This window comes from Rahnella sp. CG8, from assembly GCF_023701875.1.
Taxonomy (GTDB): domain Bacteria; phylum Pseudomonadota; class Gammaproteobacteria; order Enterobacterales; family Enterobacteriaceae; genus Rahnella; species Rahnella aceris.
Genome location: NZ_JABAED010000004.1, coordinates 160007 through 184890, shown reverse-complemented (window position 1 = coordinate 184890; position 24884 = coordinate 160007). Strand labels below are relative to the sequence as shown.

Sequence of the window (24884 nt, the reverse complement as noted above, 5' to 3'; positions counted from 1 at the left end):
CCTGCTGCGCTGGCCGCTTAAAAGGCGGGCAACACGAAGAATATGTTGAGCTACATTGCGGTGTTTTCAGGCAAATTTGCCTGTATGGGCCAGGTTGCAAGCTAAATGAACGGAGTGAAAATGGGTCAGGAAAAGCTTTATATCGAGAAAGAACTAAGCTGGCTGTCCTTCAATGAGCGCGTGTTGCAGGAAGCGGCTGACAAAAGCAATCCCCTGATCGAACGGATGCGTTTTTTAGGGATCTACTCCAATAACCTGGATGAGTTTTATAAAGTCCGTTTTGCCGATTTAAAACGACGGATCCTCATCAGTGAAGAACAAGGTTTTCTGGGCGCGTCCCGTCATTTGCTGAAAAAAATTCAGGCGAAGGTGCTGCGCATTGATCAGGAATTCGACAGTCTTTACAACGATTTGCTTCTGGAAATGGCGCGTAATCAGATCTTCCTGATTAACGAACGCCAGGTTTCTGAAAACCAGCAAGCCTGGCTGCGTCAGTACTTCAAACATCAGCTGCGCCAGTACATCACACCGATTCTGATTAACCACGATACCAATCTGGTGCAATTCCTCAAAGACGATTACACCTATCTGGCAGTGGAAATTATCCGTGGCGAAGAGATCCATTACGCGCTGCTGGAAATCCCGTCCGATAAAGTGCCGCGTTTCGTTAACCTGCCGCCGGAAGCACCACGCCGTCGTAAGCCGATGATCCTGCTGGATAACATCCTGCGTTATTGTCTGGATGATATTTTCAAAGGCTTCTTCGATTACGATGCACTGAACGCGTACTCCATGAAAATGACCCGTGACGCCGAATATGATCTGGTCACGGAAATGGAATCGAGCCTGCTTGAGCTGATGTCATCAAGCCTGAAACAGCGTCTGACCGCCGAACCGGTACGTTTCGTTTATCAGCGTGATATGCCGGATGAAATGGTCGAACTGCTGCGCGGTAAACTTGGCATCTCCAATTATGATTCGGTGATTGCCGGTGGCCGTTATCACAATTTTAAAGATTTCATCGGCTTCCCGAACGTCGGCAAAGCCAATCTGGTCAACCGTCCGCTGCCACGTCTGCGCCATTTGTGGTTCGATAAATTCCGCAACGGCTTTGCGGCGATCCGCGAGCAAGACGTGCTGCTGTATTATCCGTACCACACGTTTGAGCACGTACTGGAACTGTTGCGTCAGGCATCGTTCGATCCGAACGTGCTGTCGATAAAAATCAATATTTACCGCGTGGCGAAAGATTCCCGCATTATCGAATCGATGATCCACGCCGCGCACAACGGTAAGAAAGTCACTGTTGTCGTCGAACTGCAGGCGCGCTTCGATGAAGAAGCCAATATTCACTGGGCGAAACGTCTGACTGAAGCCGGTGTGCACGTTATTTTCTCTGCGCCGGGCCTGAAAATACACGCAAAACTCTTTCTTATTTCCCGACGCGAAGGCGACGAGATTGTCCGCTATGCTCATATCGGGACCGGTAACTTTAACGAGAAAACGGCGCGCCTTTATACCGACTATTCACTGCTCACCGCCGATGCGAGGATCACCAACGAGGTCCGCCGCGTCTTCAACTTTATTGAAAACCCTTACCGCCCGGTGTCGTTCGAGCATCTGATGGTGTCACCGCAAAACTCGCGCGACATGCTTTACCGTTTGATCGACCGTGAAATTGCCAACGTTCAGGCGGGCGGAACAGGCGGAATTACGCTAAAAATCAATAATCTGGTGGATAAAGGGCTGATAGACCGCCTCTACGTCGCGTCTAACGTCGGGGTGAAAATCCGTCTGCTGATCCGCGGGATGTGTTCTCTGGTGCCGAATTTACCCGGCTTTAGCGAAAACATTCAGGTTACCAGCATCATTGACCGCTATCTGGAACACGATCGCGTGTATGTCTTTGAAAATGGCGGCGATTCCAAAGTCTTCCTGTCTTCAGCCGACTGGATGACGCGTAATATTGATTATCGTATTGAAGTGGCCGTCGCCCTGCTCGATCCGCGTTTGAAACAGCGCGTTCTGGATATCCTTGAGCTGCTGTTTAGTGACACAGTAAAAGCCAGAGTGATTGATAAAGAACTGAGCAACCGGTATGTTCCACGCGGAAATCGCCGCAAAGTCCGTGCGCAACTGGCGATTTATGAATATCTGAAAGAGCTGGAACAACAAAGTCAGCAAGCCTGAACCCCTGGAGCGTTACACAACTATGCCCCTTAAAAGCAGCCCACTGAATGCCAAGCCACAGGAAATTGCGGCGATTGATCTCGGGTCGAACAGTTTCCATATGGTCATTGCACGCGTCGTTAACGGCGCGCTGCAGGTCCTGGGACGCCTGAAACAGCGCGTCCATCTGGCCGATGGTCTCGACAGTAAAAATGTGCTCAGTGAAGAAGCCATTCAACGCGGGCTGGATTGCCTGGCTTTATTCGCCGAACGCCTGCAGGGTTTTCCGGAAAATAACGTCACTATCGTCGGTACACATACGCTGCGTCAGGCAGTGAACGCCGAGGAATTTCTCAAGCGTGCCAAAGAAGTCATCCCCTACCCGATTGAAATTATTTCCGGGCAGGAAGAAGCACGACTTATTTTTATGGGTGTTGAACATACGCAGCCTGAAAAAGGCCGCAAGCTGGTGGTCGATATCGGTGGCGGTTCAACAGAACTGGTCATCGGAGAGGACTTCGAGCCGTTGCTGGCCGAAAGCCGCCGTATGGGCTGTGTCAGTTTTGCGCAGATGTTCTTCCCCAATGGCGAAATCAGCCGCAGTAACTTCAAACGTGCCCAGCTCGCTGCTGCGCAAAAGCTGGAAACCCTGGCGTGGCAGTACCGCCTGCAGGGCTGGCAGTATGCTTTGGGTGCCTCCGGCAGTATTAAAGCGGCGCACGAAGTGCTGGTCGCGATGGGCGAAAAAGACGGCTTAATTACCCCTGAACGGCTGGAAATGCTGTCCGAAGCGGTACTGAACTTTAAACATTTCAGTGCCCTGGATTTACCAGGCTTATCGGAAGACAGGCAATCGGTGTTCGTGCCGGGGCTTGCCATTCTGCGCGGCGTGTTCGATGCGCTGGCGATCAAAGAGCTGCGTCTTTCTGACGGCGCACTGCGTGAAGGTGTGCTGTATGAAATGGAAGGCCGTTTCCGTCATCAGGATATCCGTACCCGTACCGCCAAAAGTCTGGCTGAGCATTACAACATTGACCGTGAACAGGCGCGCCGTGTGCTGGATACCACTGAGCAATTGTATGCCCAGTGGCTGGCGCAAAATACCAAACTGGTGCAGCCACAGCTGGAATCACTGTTGAAATTCAGCGCCATGTTGCATGAAGTCGGTCTGAGCATTAACCACACCGGCATGCACCGCCATTCCTCGTATATCCTGCAAAATACCAACTTGCCGGGTTTCAATCAGGAACAACAAACGCTGCTGGCCACACTGGTCCGTTTCCACCGAAAAGCCATCAAGCTGGAAGAACTGCCGCGCCTGAATCTGTTCAAGAAGAAACACTACATTCCGCTGATCCAGCTTCTGCGTTTAGGGGCGTTGCTCAACAATCAGCGTCAGTCAACGACAACGCCTGAATCCCTGCGGTTATCTACCGATGATAATCACTGGACGCTGCGTTTCCCGGCCGGATATCTGGCTCAGAACAACCTGGTTCAGCTGGATTTCGAAAGAGAACAGAGTTACTGGGATGACGTGACAGGCTGGAAACTGATGCTTGAGGAAGAAGACGGTATTGTGAAAAACTAACCGTTTCGCTGCAATAAAAGAGCCCTCTGGCATCTGATGCGCAGAGGGCTTTTTCTTTCCGGACATCGCTCAATGTCAGACGTTCGGGAATTCCAGTAGTTTGTTTAACGGTTGCGGTTTACCCACCAGATAACCCTGCATGTAATCCACACCCAGCTCATGCAACGCGATTTTCTGTTCTTCAGTTTCCACATACTCCGCCACAATCGACAGATGCTTCATGCGCGCCACCTGACAGATTGACTGCACAATGTAGGCGTCCAGCGAATCAGTGAGCATATTGCGCACGAAGCTGCCGTCAATTTTCAGGATATCTGCCTGAATAGCCTTCAGACGACCGTAACTGGCGTAGCCCGTACCGAAGTCATCAATCGCAATGCGGCAACCGTAGGAACGCAATTCCCGCATCGCCAGGTCGGCATATTTCATGTTCTGCAGCAGATGGGATTCGGTCACTTCCAGCACGATCTGGAACGGTTCTACCTCATATTCCAGCATCAGCGTTTTAAAATCGCGGCTAAAGGTCGGGCGGCACAGCGTCGAGGGTGTGAAATTCACCGCAAAGCGCAGACTCGGCAAATGAACACGGTTCTGATTAATAAACATCAGTGTATGTTTCAGCACCCACATATCCAGCTGATACGACAAACCGAACTCATGCACCACCGGCAGGAATTTATCCGGTGTGATCAGCGTTCCTTCGGCGCTGTCAGACAGACGCAGCAGGATTTCATGATAACTGTCGCCACGTACCCCGAAGATGGGTTGCGCCATCAGCACAAAGCGATCGTCATCCAGTGCCCGCTGAATTTTATGCAGCATGTCGACTTTTTCTCTGATCTCCAGTTGTACCTGACTGTGGTCGTTTTTATTGGATTCCGGCTGCCCGGTGGTCAGGGAAACTTCAGCAATACCGCTCAGTTCGCCCAGCAAAATCGGCAGATGTTCCACTGGCGAATACACGGTACAGTACGATAAGCCTATATTGGGATGCAGCGGCAAGCCGTTCCAGATCAGGCGGAAATCTTCCAGATAGTCATGCAAATTCTGCAATTTTTTATCCGAATCTTCGCAGTTAAGCCGCAAGACCAGATCATAACCCGGTAAATGATAAACCCGCTCACCCGGTTGCAGATAAGGCTTCAGCCCGTGCGCCAGTTGCTGTTTAAACTGGATACGCAACTGCATGCCGTAGTTACGGCTCAGCACGTCCATATCGGAAACACGGATAAAACACAGCATGGAACGCGGATAGCTCGCCAGATCGCGGTTGAAGGCACGCAGGTTTGGCAGACCAAACACCGGATCCTGCAATGCGGCGGCGCTGGATTTTTTCATCAGCAGACGCTGACGTGAGGCGATGGCCGCCATCAGCAACAACGTCATCGTATAGACCAACATCAGGGCGGACACGAACACCAGATTATGAACAAAGCCGTGTTCGGAGATAAACCCCTGATAAAATTCAAATAACACAGTCAGGGTGACGGTCCAGACGATACTGATAAAGTAATAACCGTAGCGCCAGGCTCCAAACAGCAATACCGGAAACAGTAGCGTCAGCGTGTAATCGCTGAGTAAAATCTTCATGAACGGTTCACTCAGCCCCGGCAGGCACAACAACGTGACCATGACCCCCAGAACCGCAAACCACAGCATAATCTCAGCAAACTTCACGCCTGGTGCCATTTCCTGACGCAACCTCGTGCAGACCACACGTAAATAATGCGGCTTGCGGATAATGCGTATCACCAGATAAATCACATGCGAGTTAAGCAGAATACCAAGGACCATCCCCTGTAAATTGACCAGGGTCCTGAGCGTGAAAAAGTCCCGCGTCGCCATGCCGAGATAATCGGGCAGCAATCCGCTTTCAATCACAATTTGCAGCACGATGACTAAGAATAATGTCAGGAAAATCAGCAACCAGCCTACCCGGGCTTTCGCCAGATTCATCAGACCGAGCGGTGCGGACCAGCGACTTCCCGCCTGCCAGCGATAGCCCAGCCAGGCCAGAGACAGCGCGGCGAAATAAATCACCGTCATCAGCATCCCCATCTCGAAGCCAATCCGCAGGTAATAGCGCAGGAAAAGCGTCAGGACGATGCCCGGCAATGCGGCCCAGTCAAATACCATCAGCAACGCGACGCAGGTCGCCATCGGCATATAAATGAGATAAGTACGGCCATCCGGCAGGGAAATCATCGGAGAAAGCCACGAGGTCACCGGGATCAGCACCAGAGCAAAAATCGCAGGAAGGCCCCACCATTTATGGCGCATGTCTTGCCAGGAAAATTTTTTACGCATCAAGTCCATCTAAGTTTTGCGCATGAACTTCATGCTGCAGTGAAGGGTTCAGGGTGTAATAGACATCAGACAGACAGTCCGATGACGATGGCCACAGGTTCCGTCCTCAATTATCGTTGTAAAAACGTCATCTCACAGAAAAAACGCAGAAGAAAAAAGAATACAGCGGAGGCCGGGATATAAATTTTAAAATATGGCTGGATTCTAATGTGACTTATCTTAAATCCCTTGATGCATATCAATAAACACAATCTTTGTGATTTGACAAAAATTCATCTCAGACAAATTCATCGCGTGATGCATGAAATAAATTTTTTTTGGCAATTTCATGCGATCCTTCTTAAGGAGAACGAAAAGTCTTAGGTTTGATGGATTTATACCCCTTTAAACCGCGAGTTTGCCCTTAATCCGATTATCTGGCTGCCTGTTTAGATGTGTTATATATTGTAAACGTTATCATTTGCACACCTTCATTCCTTCACCGGAGCAACGATTTACTTAAGCGATTAAATTATGTCTCGAAAAACCAACATCAGAATGACGAAAATCGTTTTAGCGATAAGCTTCATTATTTTGTTCGGGCGTCTGGTCTACTCCGCTATCGGTGCGTATTCACATCATCAGAATCAAAAACAAACCCGGACCGATACGCAAACTGTGGAGTTACAGGAACAGACTCCGGCAAAAACCTGTACCGGCACGCTGAAAACCTGTCGTTACTCAAAGGACTAAGGATCACAAATGTCTGGTGGAAAACCAAAGAATTACGGCCAGAAACTGGCTGAAAGCCGCAGCAGGATCCTCGATCTCCTTCTGAACACCGATGACCTCGCCGACAGTATTCTGGGCGAGGAACCTGATGTTGATGACGCCACCCGCGCACAACTGATGGACAACACCGCCGAGCTGACCTCGCGGGTACAAAGTCTTCACGCGGCGGACGTTGCGGACGTACTGGAAGCACTGCCGATCCGTGAACGTCTGGCGCTGTGGCGGCTGGTCGAACCCGCAGCACGCGGTAAAGCGCTGGTGGAAGTCTCAGAAACCGTCTGGGACAGTCTGATCGAAGAAATGAGCGATAAGGATTTGCTCAAAACCATGTCACTGCTGGATGTGGACGATCAGGTTTATCTGGCGGAATATCTGCCCCGCGACCTGATTGGCCGCGTACTGACCTCACTGGATCCCCGCCAGCGAGAGAAAGTCCGCGAAGTGATGAAATTCAGCAAAGAATGCGTTGGCCGTATCATGGATTTCGAGTTGCTGACCGTTCGCCCGGATGTCTCGCTGGGCACCGTTCAGCGCTTTCTCCGCTCACGTAAGTCAATTCCGCAGGCAACCGATAAAGTCTTTATTACTGACCGGAAAAATACGCTGCTTGGCGAATTGCCGCTGACCACGATTTTATTGAACGCGCCGCATACGCTGGTTTCCGACGTAATGATCACCGATCTCACCAGTTTTGAACCGGAGGACAAAGCCGAAGACGCCGCCAGCGCGTTCGAACGTTATGACCTGATCACCGCTGCCGTCGTGGATAAAAAAGGTAAACTGATGGGCCGCCTGACGGTGGAAGAAATCGTCGATTTCGTCAATAACGACACCGACAGCAACTTACGCCGCATGGGTGGCTTAAGCCCTGAAGAAGACGTTTTCTCGCCGGTAACCAAAGCCGTGCGTAACCGCTGGGCGTGGCTGGCCATCAATCTGTGTACGGCGTTTGTGGCTTCCCGTGTGATCGGCCTGTTTGAACACACGATTTCGCAGCTCGTTGCGCTGGCCGCGCTGATGCCTATTGTCGCCGGTATCGGCGGAAATACCGGCAATCAGACCATCACCATGATTGTCCGCGGGCTGGCGCTGCACCATGTTCAGCTCGGCAATCTGAAATTCCTGATGTTCAGGGAGCTGGGCGTGGCACTGATCAACGGCCTCGTCTGGGGCGGATTAATGGGGATTGTCACCTGGCTGCTCTATGGCAACTGGGAGATGGGCGCGGTGATGACGCTGGCGATGGTGCTAAATTTACTGCTGGCCGCGCTGATGGGTGTCGTCATTCCCCTCACCATGGTACGCCTGGGCCGCGACCCTGCGGTCGGATCCAGTGTGATGATTACCGCGCTGACAGACACTGGCGGATTCTTCATTTTCCTCGGCCTTGCCACCATTTTCCTGCTTTAACGAAATGAATTCCGGCTTTCTGGCCGGAAAATTCGTTATCTATTACAGCGTAATGTAGAATTTATATTAATCATTAGCGCTGATTTTCCGGTACTCATTAACCCCTGCCGCAGTTCGCCCTGCGGTAGTGCATTGATAACATTAATCAATAAGTATCACTGCGACTGCCTGCAACGCTCCGTCAGCCAGAAAAAGGTTTTCACCGTGGAAAATAGCAAGCCGCCCTCAACTGGGGCTAATCGGGCAAACTGGACATCCTGCTTACTTTTAGGCATCTCAACCTGCCTGCTGGCCTTTGCCTGTTTGAGTATCATTCAGAAGTCGTCCAGCCTCGCCGGATTGTGGCTACCGACAGCATTGCTGATCCCTGTTTTATTCCACCATCGCTATCGCGACTGGATCCCGCTGCTGTGCGCCGCCGCACTGGGCATCGCGGCATCACATACGATCCTCGGTACGCCCTTCTTTCGCTATCTGCCTTATCTGCTCAACAACCTTATTGAGGCTTCTCTGTGTGCGGATTTATTGCGCAGAATATTGCCAGCGCAGGATCCGCTTTCGGGGCTGAGTTCCTGGATGAAATTCCTTTTCGTCGCGGTGATCTTCTGCCCGCTGGTCAGCGCGTTAATCATGCTGTTGTTTATTCTGCATGTTCATTCTCCGGCAGAATTACAAAGCCGCTTTACCACCTGGTTTATGTCAGAAGCCGTGGCGATCCTCGCGCTCACGCCGCTGGGGCTTATCTACCAGCGCGGCTACCTGGTTAAACTGATCACCTCGCCGCGTCTTTTCGGACTGCTTTTGACGTTGATCCTGACGCTGGCGGCCGGTTTTCTGGCCCTGAAATGGCTGCCTTACACTTTCGCCTTTATCACCATTCCGCTGTTATCGGCCGCCATCCGTTTACCCCGTATGGAATCGTTCATCATTTTCCTCTCGATGACACTGATGATTGCGTTACTGCATACCAGCGGCATTATTTCCGTTCAGCCGCACCTGGCGGATCAGCTCCCTCAGGGATTGATTTTCCTGCCGCTGCTATTGATTCTGATGCCTGCGAATGCCATGGCGATGGCAATGCATGCGTTGCGTACTGAAAAATCTCACATCACGCAAAGTGAAAATCGCTTCCGAAACGCCATGGAATATTCCGCAATTGGCATGACGCTGGTATCACCGGAAGGCAAGCTGCTGCAGGTGAACAAAGCCCTGTGTCATCTGCTGGGTTATGAGGCGGAATATCTGACCACCCTGACGTTCCAGGAAATTACCTATCATGAAGATCTGGGCAAAGACCTGGCGCTGTTGCAGCAATTGCTGAACGATGACATCCAGAGTTACACCCTGGAGAAACGTTATCTGCGCCGCAGCGGAGAAGTTATCTGGGCATTCCTCGCCGTATCTCTGGTGCGTGATGAACACCATAATCCGATGTATTTCATTTCTCAGATTGAAGATATCAACGAGCTTAAACACACCGAAATGACTAACAAGCGCCTTTCGGAAGCGCTGCATGAAGAAAAAGAGCTGCTGCATATCACGCTGAATTCGATCAATGAAGCGGTGATCTCCACCGACCGGAATATGAATATCACTTTCATGAATCCGGTCGCAGAGAAAATGACTGGCTGGACAGAACAGCAGGCGCAGGGGCAACCGGTAGGCCGCATCGTGCGCATCAGCAAAGGAGCGGGAGGGCCGCTTATCGACGATCTTTTGCAGTTTGATATCAATGAAAATCTGCACTCTTCCGTTGAGCGTTCGCTGGTTCTGCACGGCCATCACACGGCTTTGTTTGATGTTCAGCTGGCAGTGTCACCGCTGCGCACCCTGAAAGACGAACCGATTGGCATTGTGCTGGTGCTACAGGACGTCAGTAAATCCCGCGAACTGATGCGAAAACTCAGTTACAGCGCCTCTCACGATTTACTCACCGGGTTGTCGAATCGTGGCAGTTTCGAATCGAGCCTGAAAAAAGCGCTGAATCTGACTGCAACGCAACGTCAGCCTCACGGTCTGGCGTTTATCGATCTGGATCATTTTAAAGCGATTAACGACACCGCAGGACATGCTGCAGGGGATGAACTGCTGCGCCAGATCAGCGCACTGATGCAGGAAAACATCCGCAACAGCGACCGGCTGGCAAGGCTGGGCGGCGATGAATTTGCGCTGATCTTATTTGATTGTCCTCAGGAAGAAGGGCTGGCAACGCTGCAGCATCTGGTGGACAAAATCAACGATTTCAAATTTATCTGGGAAGGAAATGCCTACCGGATCGGAGCCAGCGCAGGAATGACGCAAATAAACGATGCGAACATCACCGGCAGCGAATACATGGCGCAAGCGGATATGGCCTGCTACATCGCCAAACACAACGGACGCGGGCGGGTTTATAAATATGAACCGGCGCAAAAAACGGCCACTGCACATACCAGCGGTGCCATCCCCCCTGAAGACCATCAGTCTGGCACAGAAGTGTCACGTTAATCCCCGCCTACGGCGTGCCCGGCTGCCACTCATTATTGAACCACAAATGCAGCGTGGCGTAGGTGCGCCAAGGTTTCCAGACTTCGGCATAGCGGGCTATCTTCGCGGGCGTCATGCCCGGAAAACGCTGTTTAATCAGATAGTCACCGCCGAGAAAAATATCAGGCGCAGACCAGGCGCGCATTGCCACATAACTGGCAGTCCAGTTGCCAATCCCCGGCATCGCCTGCAGCTGTTTTATTCCGTCCTGCACATCGGTGATGTCATCCAGCGGCAAACGCCCCTCATCCACTGCCTGCGCAATATTAATCAGACACGCTGCACGTTTGGCCTGCACACCAATACCCCGTAAATCGTCTACCGTTAACTGCCCGATGGCCGCTGCAGACGGAAACAAATGCGTCAGCGCGGCAAACGGCGTACGCACCGGTTCGCCCCATTTTTCAGTCAGCCGCGTCGCCAGTGTCGCCGCCATTTTCACGCTCACCAGTTGCCCGAGGATCGCGCGCACCATCAGTTCAAAACGGTTGACGCAGCCCGGCAGGCGTAATCCCGGCGCATTGTCAGCCAGTCCCCCCAGACCCTCGGCGATAAGCGTGGGTTGCGCGTCCAGATCCAGCAACCGCCGCACCCGGGCAACTATGTTCTCCGTGACCGGCGAAAGCGACGCCGACACTTCCAGCTCAACGCCATTTCGCTCAGGCAACGGACGCAACCGCAACCAGCCGGTCAGCCGTTCGCCGTGGTGCATCACCGCCAGCGTACGCTGGTAATATTCGCCATCCTGCTGTTCAACACCCTGCAATGCACGCGCGCCGAGAAATGCCGTCATCCATTGCCAGTCATACGGAGGCTGATAGGTCAGAAACAGGGTTGTCACAGCATGATCCTTATAAAAATGGCCCCCGGTTGGGAGCCATAATTCAGCATTAAGAACAAAAGAATAGACTATTTTCTACGCCAGGTGGTCCCTGCTGCGCCGTCTTCTAAAACGATACCCATTTCATTGAGACGATCACGCGCTTTATCCGCCATGCCCCAGTCTTTGCTGGCGCGGGCATCGTTACGCTGTTTAATCAACGCTTCGATTTCAGCCACTTCGTCATCGTTATCCGCCTGAGCACCGGATTTCAGGAACTGCTCCGGATCCTGCTCCAGCAGGCCAAGTACACCTGCCAGTTGCCGCAGTTCCGCTGCCAGACCGTTGGCCGCAGACAGGTCTTCCGTTTTCAGACGGTTGATGTCACGTGCCATATCGAACAACACGGAATAAGCTTCCGGTGTGTTGAAATCATCGTCCATAGCCGCACGGAAGCGCGTAACGAAAGCCTCACCACCGGCTGGCGTTGCAGCGGCGTCAGTGCCACGCAGTGCGGTGTACAGACGCTCCATTGAGGTACGCGCCAGTTTCAGGTTCTCTTCGCTGTAGTTTAGCTGGCTGCGATAGTGACCCGACATCAGGAAGTAACGCACGCTTTCAGCGTCATAATATTTCAGCACATCGCGCACGGTGAAGAAGTTATCCAGTGATTTGGACATCTTTTCGCGGTCGATCATCACCATGCCGGAGTGCATCCAGGTATTCACATACGGGCCGTCATGGGCACAGCTTGACTGCGCAATTTCGTTCTCGTGGTGCGGGAACATCAGGTCAGAACCGCCACCGTGAATATCGAAATGCGCACCGAGCTGTTTGCAGTTCATCGCAGAACATTCGATATGCCAGCCCGGGCGACCTTCGCCCCACGGAGATGTCCAGCTCGGTTCGCCCGGCTTGGACATTTTCCACAGTACGAAATCCATCGGATTGCGTTTCACGTTGGCTTCGACTTCGACGCGCGCACCCGCCTGTAACTGATCCAGATCCTGACGGGACAACAGTCCGTAATCCGGATCACTTTCCACCCAGAACATCACATCACCGTTCGACGCGACATAGGCGTGGTCACGGTCAATCAGCTTCTGCACGATATCGATAATTTCGTGAATGTGCTGCGTGGCGCGCGGTTCGGAGTCCGGCGGCAGAATGTTCAGTGAAGCAAAATCAGCATGCATCTCGGCGATCATACGGTCGGTCAGCGCCATAAACGTTTCGCCATTTTCAGCGGCACGTTTAATGATTTTATCGTCGATATCGGTGATATTGCGCACGTATTTCAGGTCATAACCGAGGTAACGCAGGTAACGCGACACCACGTCGAAAGACACAAAGGTGCGACCGTGGCCGATATGACACAGGTCGTAAACAGTGATCCCACACACGTACATCCCGACTTTACCGGCATGAATTGGCTTGAATTCCTCTTTTTGGCGACTCAGGGTATTAAAAATCTTCAGCATCAGGCTATTCCGTGTGTTGGGCGTAGAAAATGACGTTGGCGCGTTTAAGCGACACTAACGCGTATAATATAACGAAAATGATTTCACCGAAACGGCATAAGGCCGCCGGACGGGCTTTAGTCGTCACAAAGCCGCTGCTGACGGCAACTTTTGAGTTATGGTATAAGAAAAGGCTATAGTAGCCGCTCTTACTAAGAGCACACATCAACATTAGCAGGATGATAATTATGGTCACTTTCCACACCAACCACGGCGACATCGTCATTAAAACTTTCGCTGACAAAGCGCCAGCCACGGTTGAAAACTTCCTGAACTATTGCCGTAAAGGCTTCTACGACAACACAATTTTCCACCGTGTGATTAACGGTTTCATGATCCAGGGCGGCGGTTTTGAGCCAGGCATGAACCAGAAAAACACCGATGCGCCTATCAATAACGAAGCAGACAACGGCCTGAAAAACACCAAAGGCACGCTGGCGATGGCGCGTACCAACGATCCGCATTCCGCCACGGCACAGTTCTTCATCAACGTAACTGACAACGACTTCCTGAACCACAGTGGCAAAAACGCACAGGGTTGGGGCTACTGCGTATTCGCAGAAGTGGTTGAAGGTCAGGACGTGGTTGACGCGATCAAAGCCGTCAAAACCGGCCGCAGCGGTATGCACCAGGACGTTCCAAAAGAAGATGTTGTGATCAAAAGCGTCACAGTCAGCGAATAATCAACGTCGGGATGACCACGTTTTTTATCGCAGATATCCATCTTTGCGCACAGGAACCGGCAATCACTGCCGGTTTTCTGCGTTTTCTACGTGAAGATGCGCCGCAGGCCGACGCCCTGTACATTCTCGGTGACCTGTTCGAAGCCTGGATTGGCGACGACGATCCGCAGCCGCTTCACGCTGAAATCTCGGCGGCACTGAATCAGTTACACCAGCAAGGTGTGCCCTGCTTCTTCATTCACGGCAACCGCGATTTTCTGCTCGGCAGACGTTTCGCCCGCGAGAGCCTGATGACGTTGCTGCCGGAGAAAAAAGTGCTGGAACTGTACGGACGCCGCGTCCTGATCCTGCACGGCGATACACTGTGCACCGACGATGTCGCGTATCAGAACTTCCGCAAAAAAGTCCACAACCCGCTGATCCAGAAACTTTTCCTGATGCTGCCGCTGAAATGGCGACTGGCGATTGCCGCCAGAATGCGCGCCAACAGCAAGGCGTCAAACCAGGGCAAATCACTGGAAATTATGGATGTGAACCCGCAGGCGGTGGTCAGCGAAATGCAGATGGCAGGCGTGGAGTGGATGATTCACGGTCACACCCATCGTCCGGCAATTCACGATGTGCCGCTGGGGAATAAAACCGGCCACCGCGTGGTACTCGGCGCATGGCACGAAGAAGGCTCGATGGTGAAAGTCACCGCCGATAACGTCGAGCTGATCAGCTTCCCGTTTTGAGTCACCTCAAAGTTACCCAAAATAATTTGAGTTGCTGGAAGGCGACAAGCTCATGAATCCCTGGGAGCTTAGCTGACTAAGTGACCGGGGTGAATGAGCGCAGTCAACGCATCAGCAGCCCGAAGTATGAAGGGTAACGGGTACGCCTGAATGGAAGCGGAATTGTTCGTCCGGCGTGAGGATCAGTTCCGCTTCAATCCTGCCAAACTCCTCTACCCGCTCACTGATATCCGTTCCGGCATATTGCTCCGCCAGCGCCAGATAATCGGCAAAATGCCGTGATTCTGAACGCAGCAATGAGGTGTAAAAACGCGACAAGGTTTCGTCGAGATGCGGCGCAATTTTGGCAAAACGCTCACAGGATCGCGCTTCTATGTACGCCCCGATAATCAGCCGGTCGACCAGAATATTCAGATCATCGTGATGACGGGTATGTTTGATCATACCGCTGGCGTAGCGCGAGGGGGAAAGCTGGGTATAAGTAATATTGCGCTTTTGCATGATTTCCACCACTTGTTCGAAGTGATGAAGCTCTTCACGCGCCAGACGCGCCGCACAAAACAGCAGCTCGGTGCGATCCAGATATTTGGTCATCAGGCTCATCGCCGTGGCCGCCGCTTTCTTTTCACAGTTAGCGTGGTCGATCAGCATCACCGTCTGATTTTCCAGCGCCACATCCACCCACAGAGCGGGTGTTTCACAGTGAAGAAAATCATAAATCGGTGCCAGTAAAGCCTGCGTCATAAATCAGTTTCCAATGAAGTTTGTCATTAATATATTGGTTTGGATTATACAAATCTGCCGCCAACTTCTCATCAAAAATGCGCCGTTTTCCGGCGACGCAACCGTTTTCCTCCCTCACGGAGCGTGCTATCATTTGCGCCCTCGCAGTTTCTATTTCCGAATCACAGGAGCTTTACAGACATGTCATCCAACGTTACCCCGGCAAAAATCGCCATCGTTATGGGGTCTAAAAGTGACTGGGCGACCATGCAGTTCGCCGCCGACGTCCTCACAACGCTGAATATTCCTTTCCATGTCGATATCGTCTCCGCTCACCGTACGCCGGACAAATTGTTTACTTTCGCTGAGCAGGCTTCCGCTAACGGTTTTGATGTGATCATCGCGGGTGCCGGTGGCGCAGCGCATTTACCGGGCATGCTGGCGGCGAAAACGCTGGTGCCGGTGCTGGGCGTGCCGGTGCAAAGTGCTGCACTCAGTGGCATCGACAGTCTCTATTCCATTGTGCAAATGCCGCGTGGTATTCCGGTCGGTACGCTGGCGATCGGTAAAGCCGGTGCCGCAAACGCCGCATTGCTGGCGGCACAGATTCTTGCACTGCACGATGCTGAGATTGCCAAAAACCTGGCCGCGTGGCGCACCGCACAAACTGACGAAGTGCTGAATAACCCCGACCCGCGGGAGGAAGCATGAAACCGGTTTGCGTACTCGGAAACGGCCAGTTAGGCCGAATGCTGCGTCAGGCCGGTGAACCGCTGGGCATCGCCGTCTATCCTGTCGGCCTTGATGCTGAACCGGAAGCCGTGCCGTATCAGCAAAGCGTGATCACCGCTGAAATCGAACGCTGGCCGGAAACGGCGCTGACCCGCGAACTGGCGACGCACAATGCGTTCGTTAACCGCGACATTTTCCCGCGTCTGGCCGATCGCCTGACGCAAAAACAGTTGCTCGACCAGCTCGGTCTGGCGACTGCGCCGTGGCAATTGCTGGCCGATGCCGCCGAATGGCCGCAGGTATTCTCCCGGCTTGGCCAACTGGCGATTGTGAAACGTCGCGTCGGCGGGTACGACGGCCGGGGTCAGTGGCGTCTGCGTTCTGGTGAAGAAAATACCCTGCCGCAGGATTGCTATGGCGAATGCATCGTTGAGCAGGGTATCAACTTCTCCGGTGAAGTTTCGCTGGTGGGCGCGCGAGGTCACGATGGTAAAACCGTGTTTTATCCGCTGACCCATAACCTGCATCAGGACGGCATTCTGCGCACCAGTGTTGTGCTGCCGCAGCCGGATGCCGCCCTGCAACAGCAGGCAGAAAACATGCTGTCAGCGATCATGAACGAACTGAATTATGTCGGTGTGATGGCAATGGAGTGTTTCGTGGTCAGCGAAGGTTTGCTGATCAATGAGCTGGCACCGCGTGTGCATAACAGCGGGCACTGGACACAGAACGGCGCCTCTTACAGTCAGTTTGAAATGCATCTGCGCGCCATCCTTGGTCTGCCGCTGCCGAAACCGGTGGTGAGCACACCGTCAGTGATGGTGAATCTGATTGGCACGGATGTGTCAGAAAAATGGCTGAGCCTGCCGCTGGTCAATCTGCACTGGTACGAGAAAGACGTGCGTCCGGGTCGTAAAGTCGGACACCTGAATCTCAACGACGCCAGCGCCAGCCTGCTGAAAGACAATCTCAACGCACTGGTCCCGATGCTGCCGGAAGAATACGCCAGCGGGATTGAATGGGCGATTGAAAAGCTTTGATTTGATCGGCTCCCTCCCCTGCGAAGGGGAGGGTTGGGGTGGGGTATTAAGGTCAAAATCTCATAGTTAAAGTGTGCTTTGACAAACAGTTAGCCATTAAAACCCCCTCCCTGCCTCCCCCTTCGCAGGGGGAGGAGTTTAGAAACTACGAGTCGTATTGCCGGAACAACGCCCGCCCCCGCAGCAACCGCACACCCAGCCAACCGCCGCAAACCGACAGCAGCACCGCGCTGACCACCGGTACCGCAATCCACATCAGATAATTCGGTTCCCATGGGAAATCGAAAACCTGGCGTTGCAGTAGCCACAATGCAGCTTCCGCGCCGATGGCGGCGGCGATCCCCGCCACCAGCCCGAGCACGGCAAATTCACACCACAATGTCCGGTGCAGCATTTTTTTGCTGGCACCCAGCGTGCGGTAAACAATCAGCTCCTGACGGCGCTGACGCATGCCGACCTGAATTTGCGCCAGCAGCAGCAATCCGCCGCACAGCATCACCAGGATCACCATCACTTCCAGCGCCCGACTCACCTGCTGTAATACCTGGCCGACCTGACGCAGGATCGAGCCGATATCCAGCAAACTCAGCGTCGGGAACTGACGGTTAAGCTGCGTGATGGTGCTGACATCACCGTGATAACGGAAGCTGGTCAGCCAGCTTTGCGGTTGTGCATCCAGCGCACCCGGCGGGAAGATGAAGTAGAAATTCGGCTTCAGGCTGTCCCAGTCCACTTTACGCAGGCTGGTGATTTTGGCGCTGAATTCCTGCGTATCACCGCTGAACGTGACGGTATCGCCCAGCTTCAGTCCCAGACGCCCCGCCAGCCCTTCATCTACCGACACCTCACCGACTTTCGGCGGTCCGTTGCCTGCAACCAGCGGATTGTGATCCGGCAGTCCCTGCATCCAGGTCAGATTCAGTTCACGGTTGACCGCCTCTCCCCCTGCGTCATCCGGTTTGATGATATCAGTGGCAACTTTGTCGTTAATCTTCGTCAGACGTACCCGCACAATCGGGTAGAAGGTTTCCGGTTGCGCGTTATGCTGATGCAGGAAATCCGTCACCTGCGGGATTTGGTCTTTGGTGATATTAAGCAGGAAGTAATTCGGGCTGTCCGGCGGCAGTTGTTGCTCCCAGCGATCCAGTAAATCCCCGCGCATCACCAGCAGCAACGCCAGCAACATAAATGACATCGAGAATGCCGCCAGTTGGCTGAGCGTCACCCACGGCTGACGCAGCAGACGGTTGACCGCCAGACGCAGCGGTAACTGACGGAATGTCAGCTTGCGTAACAGCAGCAGCGCCCCCCAGCCAATCAGACCAAGCAGCAGCGAAAGTACCAGTACGCCCGCCAGCAATGACCAGAGCAGCGAACTGCCGCCCATCAGCGCCGCCAGCAAACCCACCACTACCACAACCATCACCGGCAGGAAATAACGCAGCGGCCAGACATTTGCCACCACATCATGGCGCAGCACCCGCAGTGGCTGGGTCGCAAGCAACTGGCGATACGGACGAATGCCGATCAACAGCGAGATCACCACCATCGCGCCCATCGACCACACCCACGGCCAGCCACCGGCAGGCGGTAATTCTGCAGGCAAAACCGGCGCCAGCACTTTCATCAGGATGGCTTCAAATGCCAGACCAACCACGCTGCCGCACAACCCCGCCAGCGCCAGCACCGCCAGCCACTGACCGATAATCAGCTTTTGCAGCGCCTTTTTCCCGGCACCCAGCGTTTTCAGGACCGCAACCAGATCATAACGGCTCCGGCAGTAATGCCCCATCGACACGGCAATCGCGGCGATTGACAGCATCAGGGTCAGCAGTGCCGACAGCGTGAGGAATTGCTGAGAGCGCTGTAATGATTTGCCCAGCGCCCCGTCGGAATCTTCCATCCCGCTCCAGCGCTGATCAGGCTTAAGCAGCCCTTTTATCGCTTCGCCGTAACTTTGAATCGCTTGCGGCGAACCGGCAAACATATAGCGATAGGTCAGACGACTGCCCGGCTGAACAGCCCCGGTTTTCGGCACGTCTTCCAGATTCATGATCACACGGGGCGCAGTCTGGAACGGGTTAAAGCCCGAATCCGGCTCCTGAACAATCACACCGGCGATTTTCAGCGTGGTATCTCCGACATCCAGATTGTCGCCGACTTTTACGTTCAGCAGTGCCAGCAGGCGCGGCGCGACCAGCACCGTTCCCGGTTCAGGTTTCAGTCCTGCCGGTTCGGTTTGTAACGCGCCATACAGCGGATATGCCAGATCGGTGGCTTTCACCGCCGCCAGTTGCGGCGTTTCGCCGGCAAACGTCATGGTCATAAAAGAGAGCTGACGGCTGACTTTCAGCCCCTGCGACTGTGCATCCTGCAACCAGGCTTCCGTAATCGGATGCGCGGAACGCAGGACGCGATCCCCGGCGATAAACTCACGGCTTTGCTGACTCAGCCCTTTGTCCATGCGGTCGCTGATACTGCCAAGCGCCAGCACACAGGCCACTGCCAGGGTCAGCGCCAGCCAGACGATCAGCAGCGAAGGCGAACGCCATTCCCGCCAGAACCAGCGCCAGATCATGCTTCCTCCCATAATTTCCCGTCACGCAGACGCAACCGCCGCTGACAGCGCGCCGCCAGCTGTTCGTCATGGGTGACCAGAATCAGCGTCGTTGCCGCATCGCGGTTCAGTGAAAACAGCAAATCGACAATACGCTCGCCGGTCACGCGATCCAGATTGCCGGTCGGCTCATCGGCAAACAATAATTTGGGCTTGCCGATGAATGCCCGCGCCAGCGCCACACGCTGTTGTTCGCCGCCGGAAAGCTGCGCCGGAAGATGATGCAGACGCCCGCCCAGCCCGAGACTTTCCAGTAACTGCACGGCCTGCTGACGACTGCTGCTGTCGCTTTCACCGCGCAACAACGCAGGAAGCTGGACGTTTTCCAGTGCGTTGAGTGTCGGCACCAGCATGAAAGACTGGAACACGAAACCGACATTTTTTGCCCGTAGCGCCGCGCGCCCTTCCTCATTGAGTTCGCTGAGGGATTTGCCCAGTAATTTCACATCACCCCGGGTGCCATCATCCAGCCCGGCAAGAATGCCCAGCAAGGTGGATTTACCGGAACCGGATTCGCCAATCAGGGCAATTGTCTGGGCAGGTTTGACAACCAGCTCCACACCGGACAGGATGGTGAGCTGACCTTCACCCTGACCGACGTGCTTACTTAGATGATGAACTTCAAGAACATTTTCCGCTGGCATCTCCCCTTCCTTATGTTGTTAGGATTATTGAGTTTTCGCGCCGTTGCTGCTGATAACTTGCTGATTATTGGCGACAGTTTGAGTGCAGTCTATCGCCTTCCGGTAGCCGAATCCTGGCCGACATTACTGAATAACACATGGCAAAAAGAAGGTGGCAAGCCCACCATAATCAACGCCAGTATCAGCGGCGATACCGCTGAACAAGGGCTGGCACGCCTGCCATCCTTGCTGCAACAACATCACCCCCGCTGGGTGCTGATTGAACTGGGTGCCAACGACGGATTGCGGGGTTTCCCGCCACAAACCCTTTCCCGGACGCTGCAACAGGTGATTGAACAGGTAAAACAGAGCAATGCCCAACCGTTGCTGATGCAAATCCGTCTGCCACCCAATTATGGCCGCCGCTACGGCGACGCGTTCTACGCCATTTATCCGGCGCTGGCAAAGCAGGAAAACATCCCGCTGGTGCCGTTCTTTATGGAGCAGGTCGCCGTGAAACCTGAATGGATGCAGGACGACGGTTTACATCCTGCGCTGGCAGCACAATCCTTTATTGCCGGATGGATGTCAGAAAAACTCACGCCGCTGCTGACGCATTAGGGTTAAAATACGACGAATAAAAATAATACCGGGACGTGAGTAAAACCAAGACGTTACCTTTTTCACCCGACTCCCTAGTAAATCACAGTCATAAAAAATAGGGACACCTCACAGGTAAAGTTATGCAAAAAGCAGTATTAATCACCGGTTGTTCCAGCGGTATCGGGCTGGTTGCCGCACAGGATTTGCGCGCACGCGGTTATCGGGTACTGGCGGCATGTCGGAAAACGCAGGATATCGACACGCTGCAGCAGATGGGGTTTGAAACTATTCAGTGCGATCTTGATGATAAACAGAGCGTCGAACTTGCGGCCGCCGAGGTCATTGCGCTGACAGGCAACCGTCTGTATGGCTTGTTTAATAATGCGGGTTACGGCGTTTATGGCCCGCTCAGCAGCATCAGCCGTGAGCAGTTCGAACAACAATTTTCCACCAATTTATTTGGTACACATCAGCTGACGCAGCTTCTGTTACCCGCCATGTTGCCACACGGCGAAGGCCGTATTATCCAGACCAGCTCGGTGATGGGGCTGATTACTACGCCGCGCCGGGGCGTGTATGCTGCCAGTAAATTTGCACTGGAGGCCTGGTCCGACACACTGCGCATGGAGCTGCACGGCACCGGTATTCAGGTCAGCCTGATTGAACCCGGCCCGCTGAGCAGTAATTTCACCGCCAATGTGAGTCAGTCGCAGACCGACCAGCCGGTCGAAAATCCGGGTATTGCCCGTCGTTTTACACTCAAGCCGGAGGCGGTTTTGCCCAAACTGCACCATGCTTTAGAACATCCGCGCGCGCGCCTGCGTTATCCGGTCACACTGGTCGCCCATGCACTGACGGTGCTGAAACGCCTGTTGCCCGCGCGCATGCTGGACAAAATATTACGCGGAAACAGCTAAGTAAAAGCGATTCGGGGTTGAAGCGGCAAGAGTCGCCCCCATTTGTTCTTAAATACTTTAATTTTCTATACCCTAAATAATTCGAGTTGCGGGAAGGCGGCAAGCTCACGAAGACCCGGGAGCTTAGATAACTAAGTGACCGGGCTGAATGAGCGCAGCCAACGCATCAGCAGCTCGAAGTATGACGGGTAGCGGAGAGACAGAATTCATGCTTGCACAACCTACAGTAATCGATATCAACGAAACCAACCTGCACCAGACGCTGGAACAATCCATGTCTGTGCCGGTGATGTTCTATTTCTGGTCTGAACGCAGCCAGCATTGCCTGCAACTGGGTCCGGTTCTCGACAAACTGGCCGTCGAATACGCCGGTCAGCTAATCCTGGCAAAAGTGGACTGCGATGCCGAGCAGATGATCGCCCAGCAGTTTGGTCTGCGCTCGATCCCTGCCGTTTATCTGTTCAAAGACGGTCAGCCGGTCGATGGTTTCCAGGGTCCGCAGCCGGAAGAAGTGATCCGCGAACTGCTGCAGAAAGTGTTGCCGAAAGAAGAAGAGCTGAAACTGGCTCAGGCGCAGGAAATGTTGCAAGCGGGCGATGTGAATGGTGCCCTGCCGTTGCTGAAAGAAGCATGGCAGTTGAGCAATCAGCGCAGTGACATCGGTTTGTTGCTGGCGGAAACACAAATTAATCTGCACCGTACTGACGATGCCGAAGCCGTGCTGGCGACCATTCCGTTACAGGATAAAGATTCCCGTTATCAGGGGCTGATTGCGCAGATCGAGTTACTGAAACAGGCCGCCGATACGCCGGAAATTCAGCAACTTCAGCAGGAGTTGTCGCAGGATCCTGAGAATGCCGAGCTGGTGGTCAAACTCAGCCTGCAACTTCATCAGGTCGGGCGTAATGAAGAAGCGCTGGAACTGCTGATGGCTCCGCTGAAGAAAGACTTAGGGGCGGCGAACGGTGCGGCACGTAAAACGCTGATGGATATTATGGCAGCACTCGGCACCGGCGATGCGCTGGCCGCCAAATACCGCCGCCAGTTATATTCCCTGCTCTATTGATTCATCCGGTTTCACCGTAAACGCCCTGCGCACGTCACTTCTCCGGACGTGCGTTTTTTTTAGCATTTCCCCCGTCTTTTATCCTCTGAACTATCCTTTTATTAATACGATGACTTAACGATTTGTGCGACAATTGAACACGCGCCTGACCGGTCGGTGAGTGCGCCAGGGACATGTTTTTATTCGATTATTCCCCCGTGAATAGTCAGAACACAGTTTTACAGGAGTTTCATACTATGTTTGACCTTATTCCCATCCCTATCCTTATTCTGATCGTACTGGCGCTGCTGATGGTGTACGCCGGGATCAAGATCGTGCCCCAGGGCTACCAGTGGACCGTCGAACGTTTTGGCCGCTATACCAAAACCCTGATGCCGGGGCTGAACCTGGTGGTGCCGTTTGTCGACCGCATCGGTCGCAAAATCAATATGATGGAACAGGTACTGGATATTCCTTCTCAGGAAGTGATTTCCCGCGATAACGCCAATGTTGCCATCGATGCGGTGTGTTTCATTCAGGTGATTGACCCGGCGCGCGCCGCCTATGAAGTCAGCAATCTGGAGCAGGCGATCGTTAACCTGACGATGACCAACTTCCGTACCGTTCTCGGCTCGATGGAACTGGACGAAATGTTGTCACAACGCGACAACATCAACGCACGTTTGCTGCATATCGTCGATGAAGCTACCAATCCGTGGGGCGTGAAAATCACCCGTATCGAGATCCGTGATGTGCGCCCACCGGCTGAACTGATCTCTGCGATGAACGCACAGATGAAAGCCGAACGTACAAAACGTGCCGACATTCTGGAAGCCGAAGGTGTACGTCAGTCCGCCATTTTACGTGCTGAAGGTGAAAAACAGTCGCAAATTCTGAAAGCCGAAGGTGAGCGTCAGTCAGCATTCCTGCAGGCAGAAGCGCGTGAACGTGCGGCGGAAGCGGAAGCCCAGGCCACCAAAATGGTGTCCGAAGCGATTGCGGCCGGTGATGTGCGGGCGATTAACTACTTCGTGGCACAAAAATATACCGATGCCCTGACGAAAATCGGTTCTGCCAATAACAGCAAAATCATCATGATGCCGCTGGATGCCACCAGTCTGATGGGCTCCATTGGCGGAATTGCTGAGTTGCTGAAAGAAACCAAAGGCGGCAAATAATGCTGCATGATTTCATGGCAAATCCGCACGTATTCTGGCTGTCTCTGGGTGGCCTGTTACTGGCAGCTGAGCTGGTGGGTGCGAGTGGTTACTTGCTGTGGAGCGGCGTGGCGGCGGCCCTGGTGGGTGCTGTCACGTGGATCCTGCCGCTGCCGTGGGCATGGCAGGGCACGGCATTTGCCCTGCTGACCATTCTGGCGGCGTGGCTGTGGTGGAAGTGGCTGAACCAGCGGGTGGATAAATCTTCCGGCAATGCCGCACTCAATCAGCGAGGCCAGCAATTAGTGGGCACTTACGCTACGGTGCTGGAACCGGTAACTAACCAGTTCACACGGGTACAAATCGGTGACAGCAGCTGGCGTGCGATCTGCAGCTCCCCTCTGAACGTCGGGGACAAAGTCGTTATCACCGGCGTGGAAGGGGCGACGCTGCGCGTAGAACCCGATGCGCGTTAATGTTTGTTATGACAGCAGCCGCTGAGATTATCGATGATCGGGCAATCCGCACCCTCGTCGCCGGGGCAGGATTCCGCCAGCGTCAGTAAGCGCTCACGCATCACTTTCAGTTCTTCAATGTGCCGCGCAATTTCGGCGGCCTTTTCTAATGTCCGCGCTTTTACGTCAGCACTGTGCCTGTCAGGATTGTGGAATAATGCCACCAGCTCCTGACACTCTTCCAGCGTAAAACCAACCTGCCGCGCCTGGCGCAACAACGTCAGTTCTTCGATATGTTTTTGTGCATAGCTGCGGTAGCCGTTTTCACTGCGAGCCGGTGCGGTGACCAGCCCTTTCTCTTCATAAAAACGAATCGCTTTGCTGGTCAGCCCGGTTTTTTTCGCCACATCACTGATGTTCATTTTGCCTCCTTGACCTTACCCT

Annotated in this window: 21 protein-coding genes; 14 read left to right on the top strand and 7 right to left on the bottom strand. The window is 53.6% G+C overall.

All coding sequences use genetic code 11. From position 1 onward, the window contains the following. Positions 1-120 precede the first annotated feature (120 nt). Positions 121-2190 carry a polyphosphate kinase 1 gene (gene ppk1 / locus HGO41_RS05735; protein ID WP_013576566.1) on the top strand — a complete coding sequence of 690 codons (2070 nt, stop codon included), beginning with the start codon at positions 121-123 and terminating at the stop codon, positions 2188-2190. A gap of 22 nt (positions 2191-2212) precedes the next feature. After that, entirely contained in the window at positions 2213-3757 is a 1545-nt protein-coding gene (ppx, locus tag HGO41_RS05730; protein WP_013576567.1) for an exopolyphosphatase, read from the top strand. Positions 3758-3832: 75 nt separating this feature from the next. On the opposite strand, the gene HGO41_RS05725 is transcribed toward ppx, so the two are convergent. Beyond that, positions 3833-6064, bottom strand: a complete 2232-nt coding sequence (locus tag HGO41_RS05725; RefSeq protein ID WP_225444898.1) for a sensor domain-containing phosphodiesterase — start codon at positions 6062-6064, stop codon at positions 3833-3835. 513 nt (positions 6065-6577) lie between these two features. On the opposite strand from HGO41_RS05725, the gene HGO41_RS05720 reads away from it, so the two are divergent. The 3 genes from HGO41_RS05720 (at position 6578) to HGO41_RS05710 (ending at position 10732) form a co-directional block, all read left to right on the top strand. Then, on the top strand, positions 6578-6796 hold the full coding sequence (locus tag HGO41_RS05720; protein ID WP_013576570.1) for a YfgG family protein: 219 nt from the start codon (positions 6578-6580) through the stop codon (positions 6794-6796). Positions 6797-6805: 9 nt separating this feature from the next. Beyond that, a complete protein-coding gene (gene mgtE, locus HGO41_RS05715) occupies positions 6806-8245 on the top strand; it encodes a magnesium transporter (protein WP_037036915.1) in 1440 nt (479 codons plus the stop codon). Positions 8246-8449: 204 nt separating this feature from the next. Beyond that, positions 8450-10732, top strand: a complete 2283-nt coding sequence (locus tag HGO41_RS05710; protein WP_131638162.1) for a diguanylate cyclase domain-containing protein — start codon at positions 8450-8452, stop codon at positions 10730-10732. 7 nt (positions 10733-10739) lie between these two features. Here HGO41_RS05710 and alkA read toward each other — a convergent pair whose 3' ends face one another. Further along, complete coding sequence (gene alkA / locus HGO41_RS05705; protein ID WP_119261873.1) at positions 10740-11612, bottom strand: DNA-3-methyladenine glycosylase 2; 873 nt, start codon at positions 11610-11612, stop codon at positions 10740-10742. A gap of 68 nt (positions 11613-11680) precedes the next feature. Continuing rightward, on the bottom strand, positions 11681-13072 hold the full coding sequence (cysS, locus tag HGO41_RS05700) for a cysteine--tRNA ligase (RefSeq protein ID WP_013576574.1): 1392 nt from the start codon (positions 13070-13072) through the stop codon (positions 11681-11683). Positions 13073-13299: 227 nt separating this feature from the next. On the opposite strand from cysS, the gene ppiB reads away from it, so the two are divergent. Continuing rightward, complete coding sequence (gene ppiB, locus HGO41_RS05695; RefSeq protein ID WP_013576575.1) at positions 13300-13794, top strand: peptidylprolyl isomerase B; 495 nt, start codon at positions 13300-13302, stop codon at positions 13792-13794. Between the two features lie 11 nt (positions 13795-13805). Further along, positions 13806-14528 (top strand): UDP-2,3-diacylglucosamine diphosphatase, encoded by a 723-nt coding sequence (gene lpxH / locus HGO41_RS05690; protein WP_013576576.1) that lies wholly within the window; start codon positions 13806-13808, stop codon positions 14526-14528. Between the two features lie 111 nt (positions 14529-14639). On the opposite strand, the gene HGO41_RS05685 is transcribed toward lpxH, so the two are convergent. Next, positions 14640-15272 carry a MiaE family protein gene (locus HGO41_RS05685; RefSeq protein ID WP_013576577.1) on the bottom strand — a complete coding sequence of 211 codons (633 nt, stop codon included), beginning with the start codon at positions 15270-15272 and terminating at the stop codon, positions 14640-14642. 180 nt (positions 15273-15452) lie between these two features. Between HGO41_RS05685 and purE the strand changes: the two genes are divergently transcribed. Next, positions 15453-15962: a 5-(carboxyamino)imidazole ribonucleotide mutase gene (gene purE, locus HGO41_RS05680; RefSeq protein WP_013576579.1), complete on the top strand. Its 510-nt coding sequence runs from the start codon at positions 15453-15455 to the stop codon at positions 15960-15962. Continuing rightward, entirely contained in the window at positions 15959-17023 is a 1065-nt protein-coding gene (gene purK, locus HGO41_RS05675; RefSeq protein WP_250980849.1) for a 5-(carboxyamino)imidazole ribonucleotide synthase, read from the top strand. The genes purE and purK overlap by 4 nt, the downstream gene beginning before the upstream one ends. Positions 17024-17168: 145 nt before the next feature. Here the strand turns inward: purK and ybbP are convergent, their stop codons facing one another. Both ybbP and ybbA read right to left on the bottom strand, forming a co-directional pair. After that, complete coding sequence (gene ybbP / locus HGO41_RS05670) at positions 17169-19601, bottom strand: putative ABC transporter permease subunit YbbP (RefSeq protein ID WP_250980862.1); 2433 nt, start codon at positions 19599-19601, stop codon at positions 17169-17171. Beyond that, positions 19598-20284: a putative ABC transporter ATP-binding protein YbbA gene (ybbA, locus tag HGO41_RS05665; protein WP_015690299.1), complete on the bottom strand. Its 687-nt coding sequence runs from the start codon at positions 20282-20284 to the stop codon at positions 19598-19600. Before ybbA ends, ybbP begins: the two co-directional genes overlap by 4 nt. Between ybbA and tesA the strand changes: the two genes are divergently transcribed. The 5 genes from tesA (at position 20255) to HGO41_RS05640 (ending at position 24461) form a co-directional block, all read left to right on the top strand. Continuing rightward, the gene (tesA, locus tag HGO41_RS05660; RefSeq protein ID WP_015690300.1) at positions 20255-20884 is read left to right on the top strand and encodes a multifunctional acyl-CoA thioesterase I/protease I/lysophospholipase L1; all 630 of its coding nucleotides are present in this window, start codon (positions 20255-20257) and stop codon (positions 20882-20884) included. The genes ybbA and tesA overlap by 30 nt on opposite strands. Before the next feature lie 122 nt (positions 20885-21006). Beyond that, entirely contained in the window at positions 21007-21783 is a 777-nt protein-coding gene (locus tag HGO41_RS05655) for an SDR family oxidoreductase (RefSeq protein WP_037036898.1), read from the top strand. A gap of 208 nt (positions 21784-21991) precedes the next feature. Beyond that, entirely contained in the window at positions 21992-22849 is an 858-nt protein-coding gene (locus HGO41_RS05650) for a co-chaperone YbbN (RefSeq protein ID WP_217244361.1), read from the top strand. 236 nt (positions 22850-23085) lie between these two features. Further along, the gene (locus HGO41_RS05645; protein ID WP_037036893.1) at positions 23086-24006 is read left to right on the top strand and encodes an SPFH domain-containing protein; all 921 of its coding nucleotides are present in this window, start codon (positions 23086-23088) and stop codon (positions 24004-24006) included. Beyond that, on the top strand, positions 24006-24461 hold the full coding sequence (locus HGO41_RS05640) for an NfeD family protein (protein WP_013576587.1): 456 nt from the start codon (positions 24006-24008) through the stop codon (positions 24459-24461). The genes HGO41_RS05645 and HGO41_RS05640 overlap by 1 nt, the downstream gene beginning before the upstream one ends. Here the strand turns inward: HGO41_RS05640 and cueR are convergent. Next, positions 24458-24862: a Cu(I)-responsive transcriptional regulator gene (gene cueR / locus HGO41_RS05635; RefSeq protein WP_013576588.1), complete on the bottom strand. Its 405-nt coding sequence runs from the start codon at positions 24860-24862 to the stop codon at positions 24458-24460. The genes HGO41_RS05640 and cueR overlap by 4 nt on opposite strands. Between the last annotated feature and the right edge of the window lie 22 nt (positions 24863-24884).

Excerpts from the sequence above, each read along its gene's own strand:
- ppk1 (WP_013576566.1), top strand. The coding sequence starts at position 121 with ATGGGTCAGGAAAAGCTTTATATCGAGAAAGAACTAAGCTGGCTGTCC.
- ppx (WP_013576567.1), top strand. The coding sequence starts at position 2,213 with ATGCCCCTTAAAAGCAGCCCACTGAATGCCAAGCCACAGGAAATTGCG.
- HGO41_RS05725 (WP_225444898.1), bottom strand. The coding sequence starts at position 6,064 with ATGCGTAAAAAATTTTCCTGGCAAGACATGCGCCATAAATGGTGGGGC.
- HGO41_RS05720 (WP_013576570.1), top strand. The coding sequence starts at position 6,578 with ATGTCTCGAAAAACCAACATCAGAATGACGAAAATCGTTTTAGCGATA.
- mgtE (WP_037036915.1), top strand. The coding sequence starts at position 6,806 with ATGTCTGGTGGAAAACCAAAGAATTACGGCCAGAAACTGGCTGAAAGC.
- cysS (WP_013576574.1), bottom strand. The coding sequence starts at position 13,072 with ATGCTGAAGATTTTTAATACCCTGAGTCGCCAAAAAGAGGAATTCAAG.
- ppiB (WP_013576575.1), top strand. The coding sequence starts at position 13,300 with ATGGTCACTTTCCACACCAACCACGGCGACATCGTCATTAAAACTTTC.
- lpxH (WP_013576576.1), top strand. The coding sequence starts at position 13,806 with ATGACCACGTTTTTTATCGCAGATATCCATCTTTGCGCACAGGAACCG.
- HGO41_RS05685 (WP_013576577.1), bottom strand. The coding sequence starts at position 15,272 with ATGACGCAGGCTTTACTGGCACCGATTTATGATTTTCTTCACTGTGAA.
- purE (WP_013576579.1), top strand. The coding sequence starts at position 15,453 with ATGTCATCCAACGTTACCCCGGCAAAAATCGCCATCGTTATGGGGTCT.
- purK (WP_250980849.1), top strand. The coding sequence starts at position 15,959 with ATGAAACCGGTTTGCGTACTCGGAAACGGCCAGTTAGGCCGAATGCTG.
- ybbP (WP_250980862.1), bottom strand. The coding sequence starts at position 19,601 with ATGATCTGGCGCTGGTTCTGGCGGGAATGGCGTTCGCCTTCGCTGCTG.
- tesA (WP_015690300.1), top strand. The coding sequence starts at position 20,255 with ATGAACTTCAAGAACATTTTCCGCTGGCATCTCCCCTTCCTTATGTTG.
- ybbA (WP_015690299.1), bottom strand. The coding sequence starts at position 20,284 with ATGCCAGCGGAAAATGTTCTTGAAGTTCATCATCTAAGTAAGCACGTC.
- HGO41_RS05655 (WP_037036898.1), top strand. The coding sequence starts at position 21,007 with ATGCAAAAAGCAGTATTAATCACCGGTTGTTCCAGCGGTATCGGGCTG.
- HGO41_RS05650 (WP_217244361.1), top strand. The coding sequence starts at position 21,992 with ATGCTTGCACAACCTACAGTAATCGATATCAACGAAACCAACCTGCAC.
- HGO41_RS05645 (WP_037036893.1), top strand. The coding sequence starts at position 23,086 with ATGTTTGACCTTATTCCCATCCCTATCCTTATTCTGATCGTACTGGCG.
- HGO41_RS05640 (WP_013576587.1), top strand. The coding sequence starts at position 24,006 with ATGCTGCATGATTTCATGGCAAATCCGCACGTATTCTGGCTGTCTCTG.
- cueR (WP_013576588.1), bottom strand. The coding sequence starts at position 24,862 with ATGAACATCAGTGATGTGGCGAAAAAAACCGGGCTGACCAGCAAAGCG.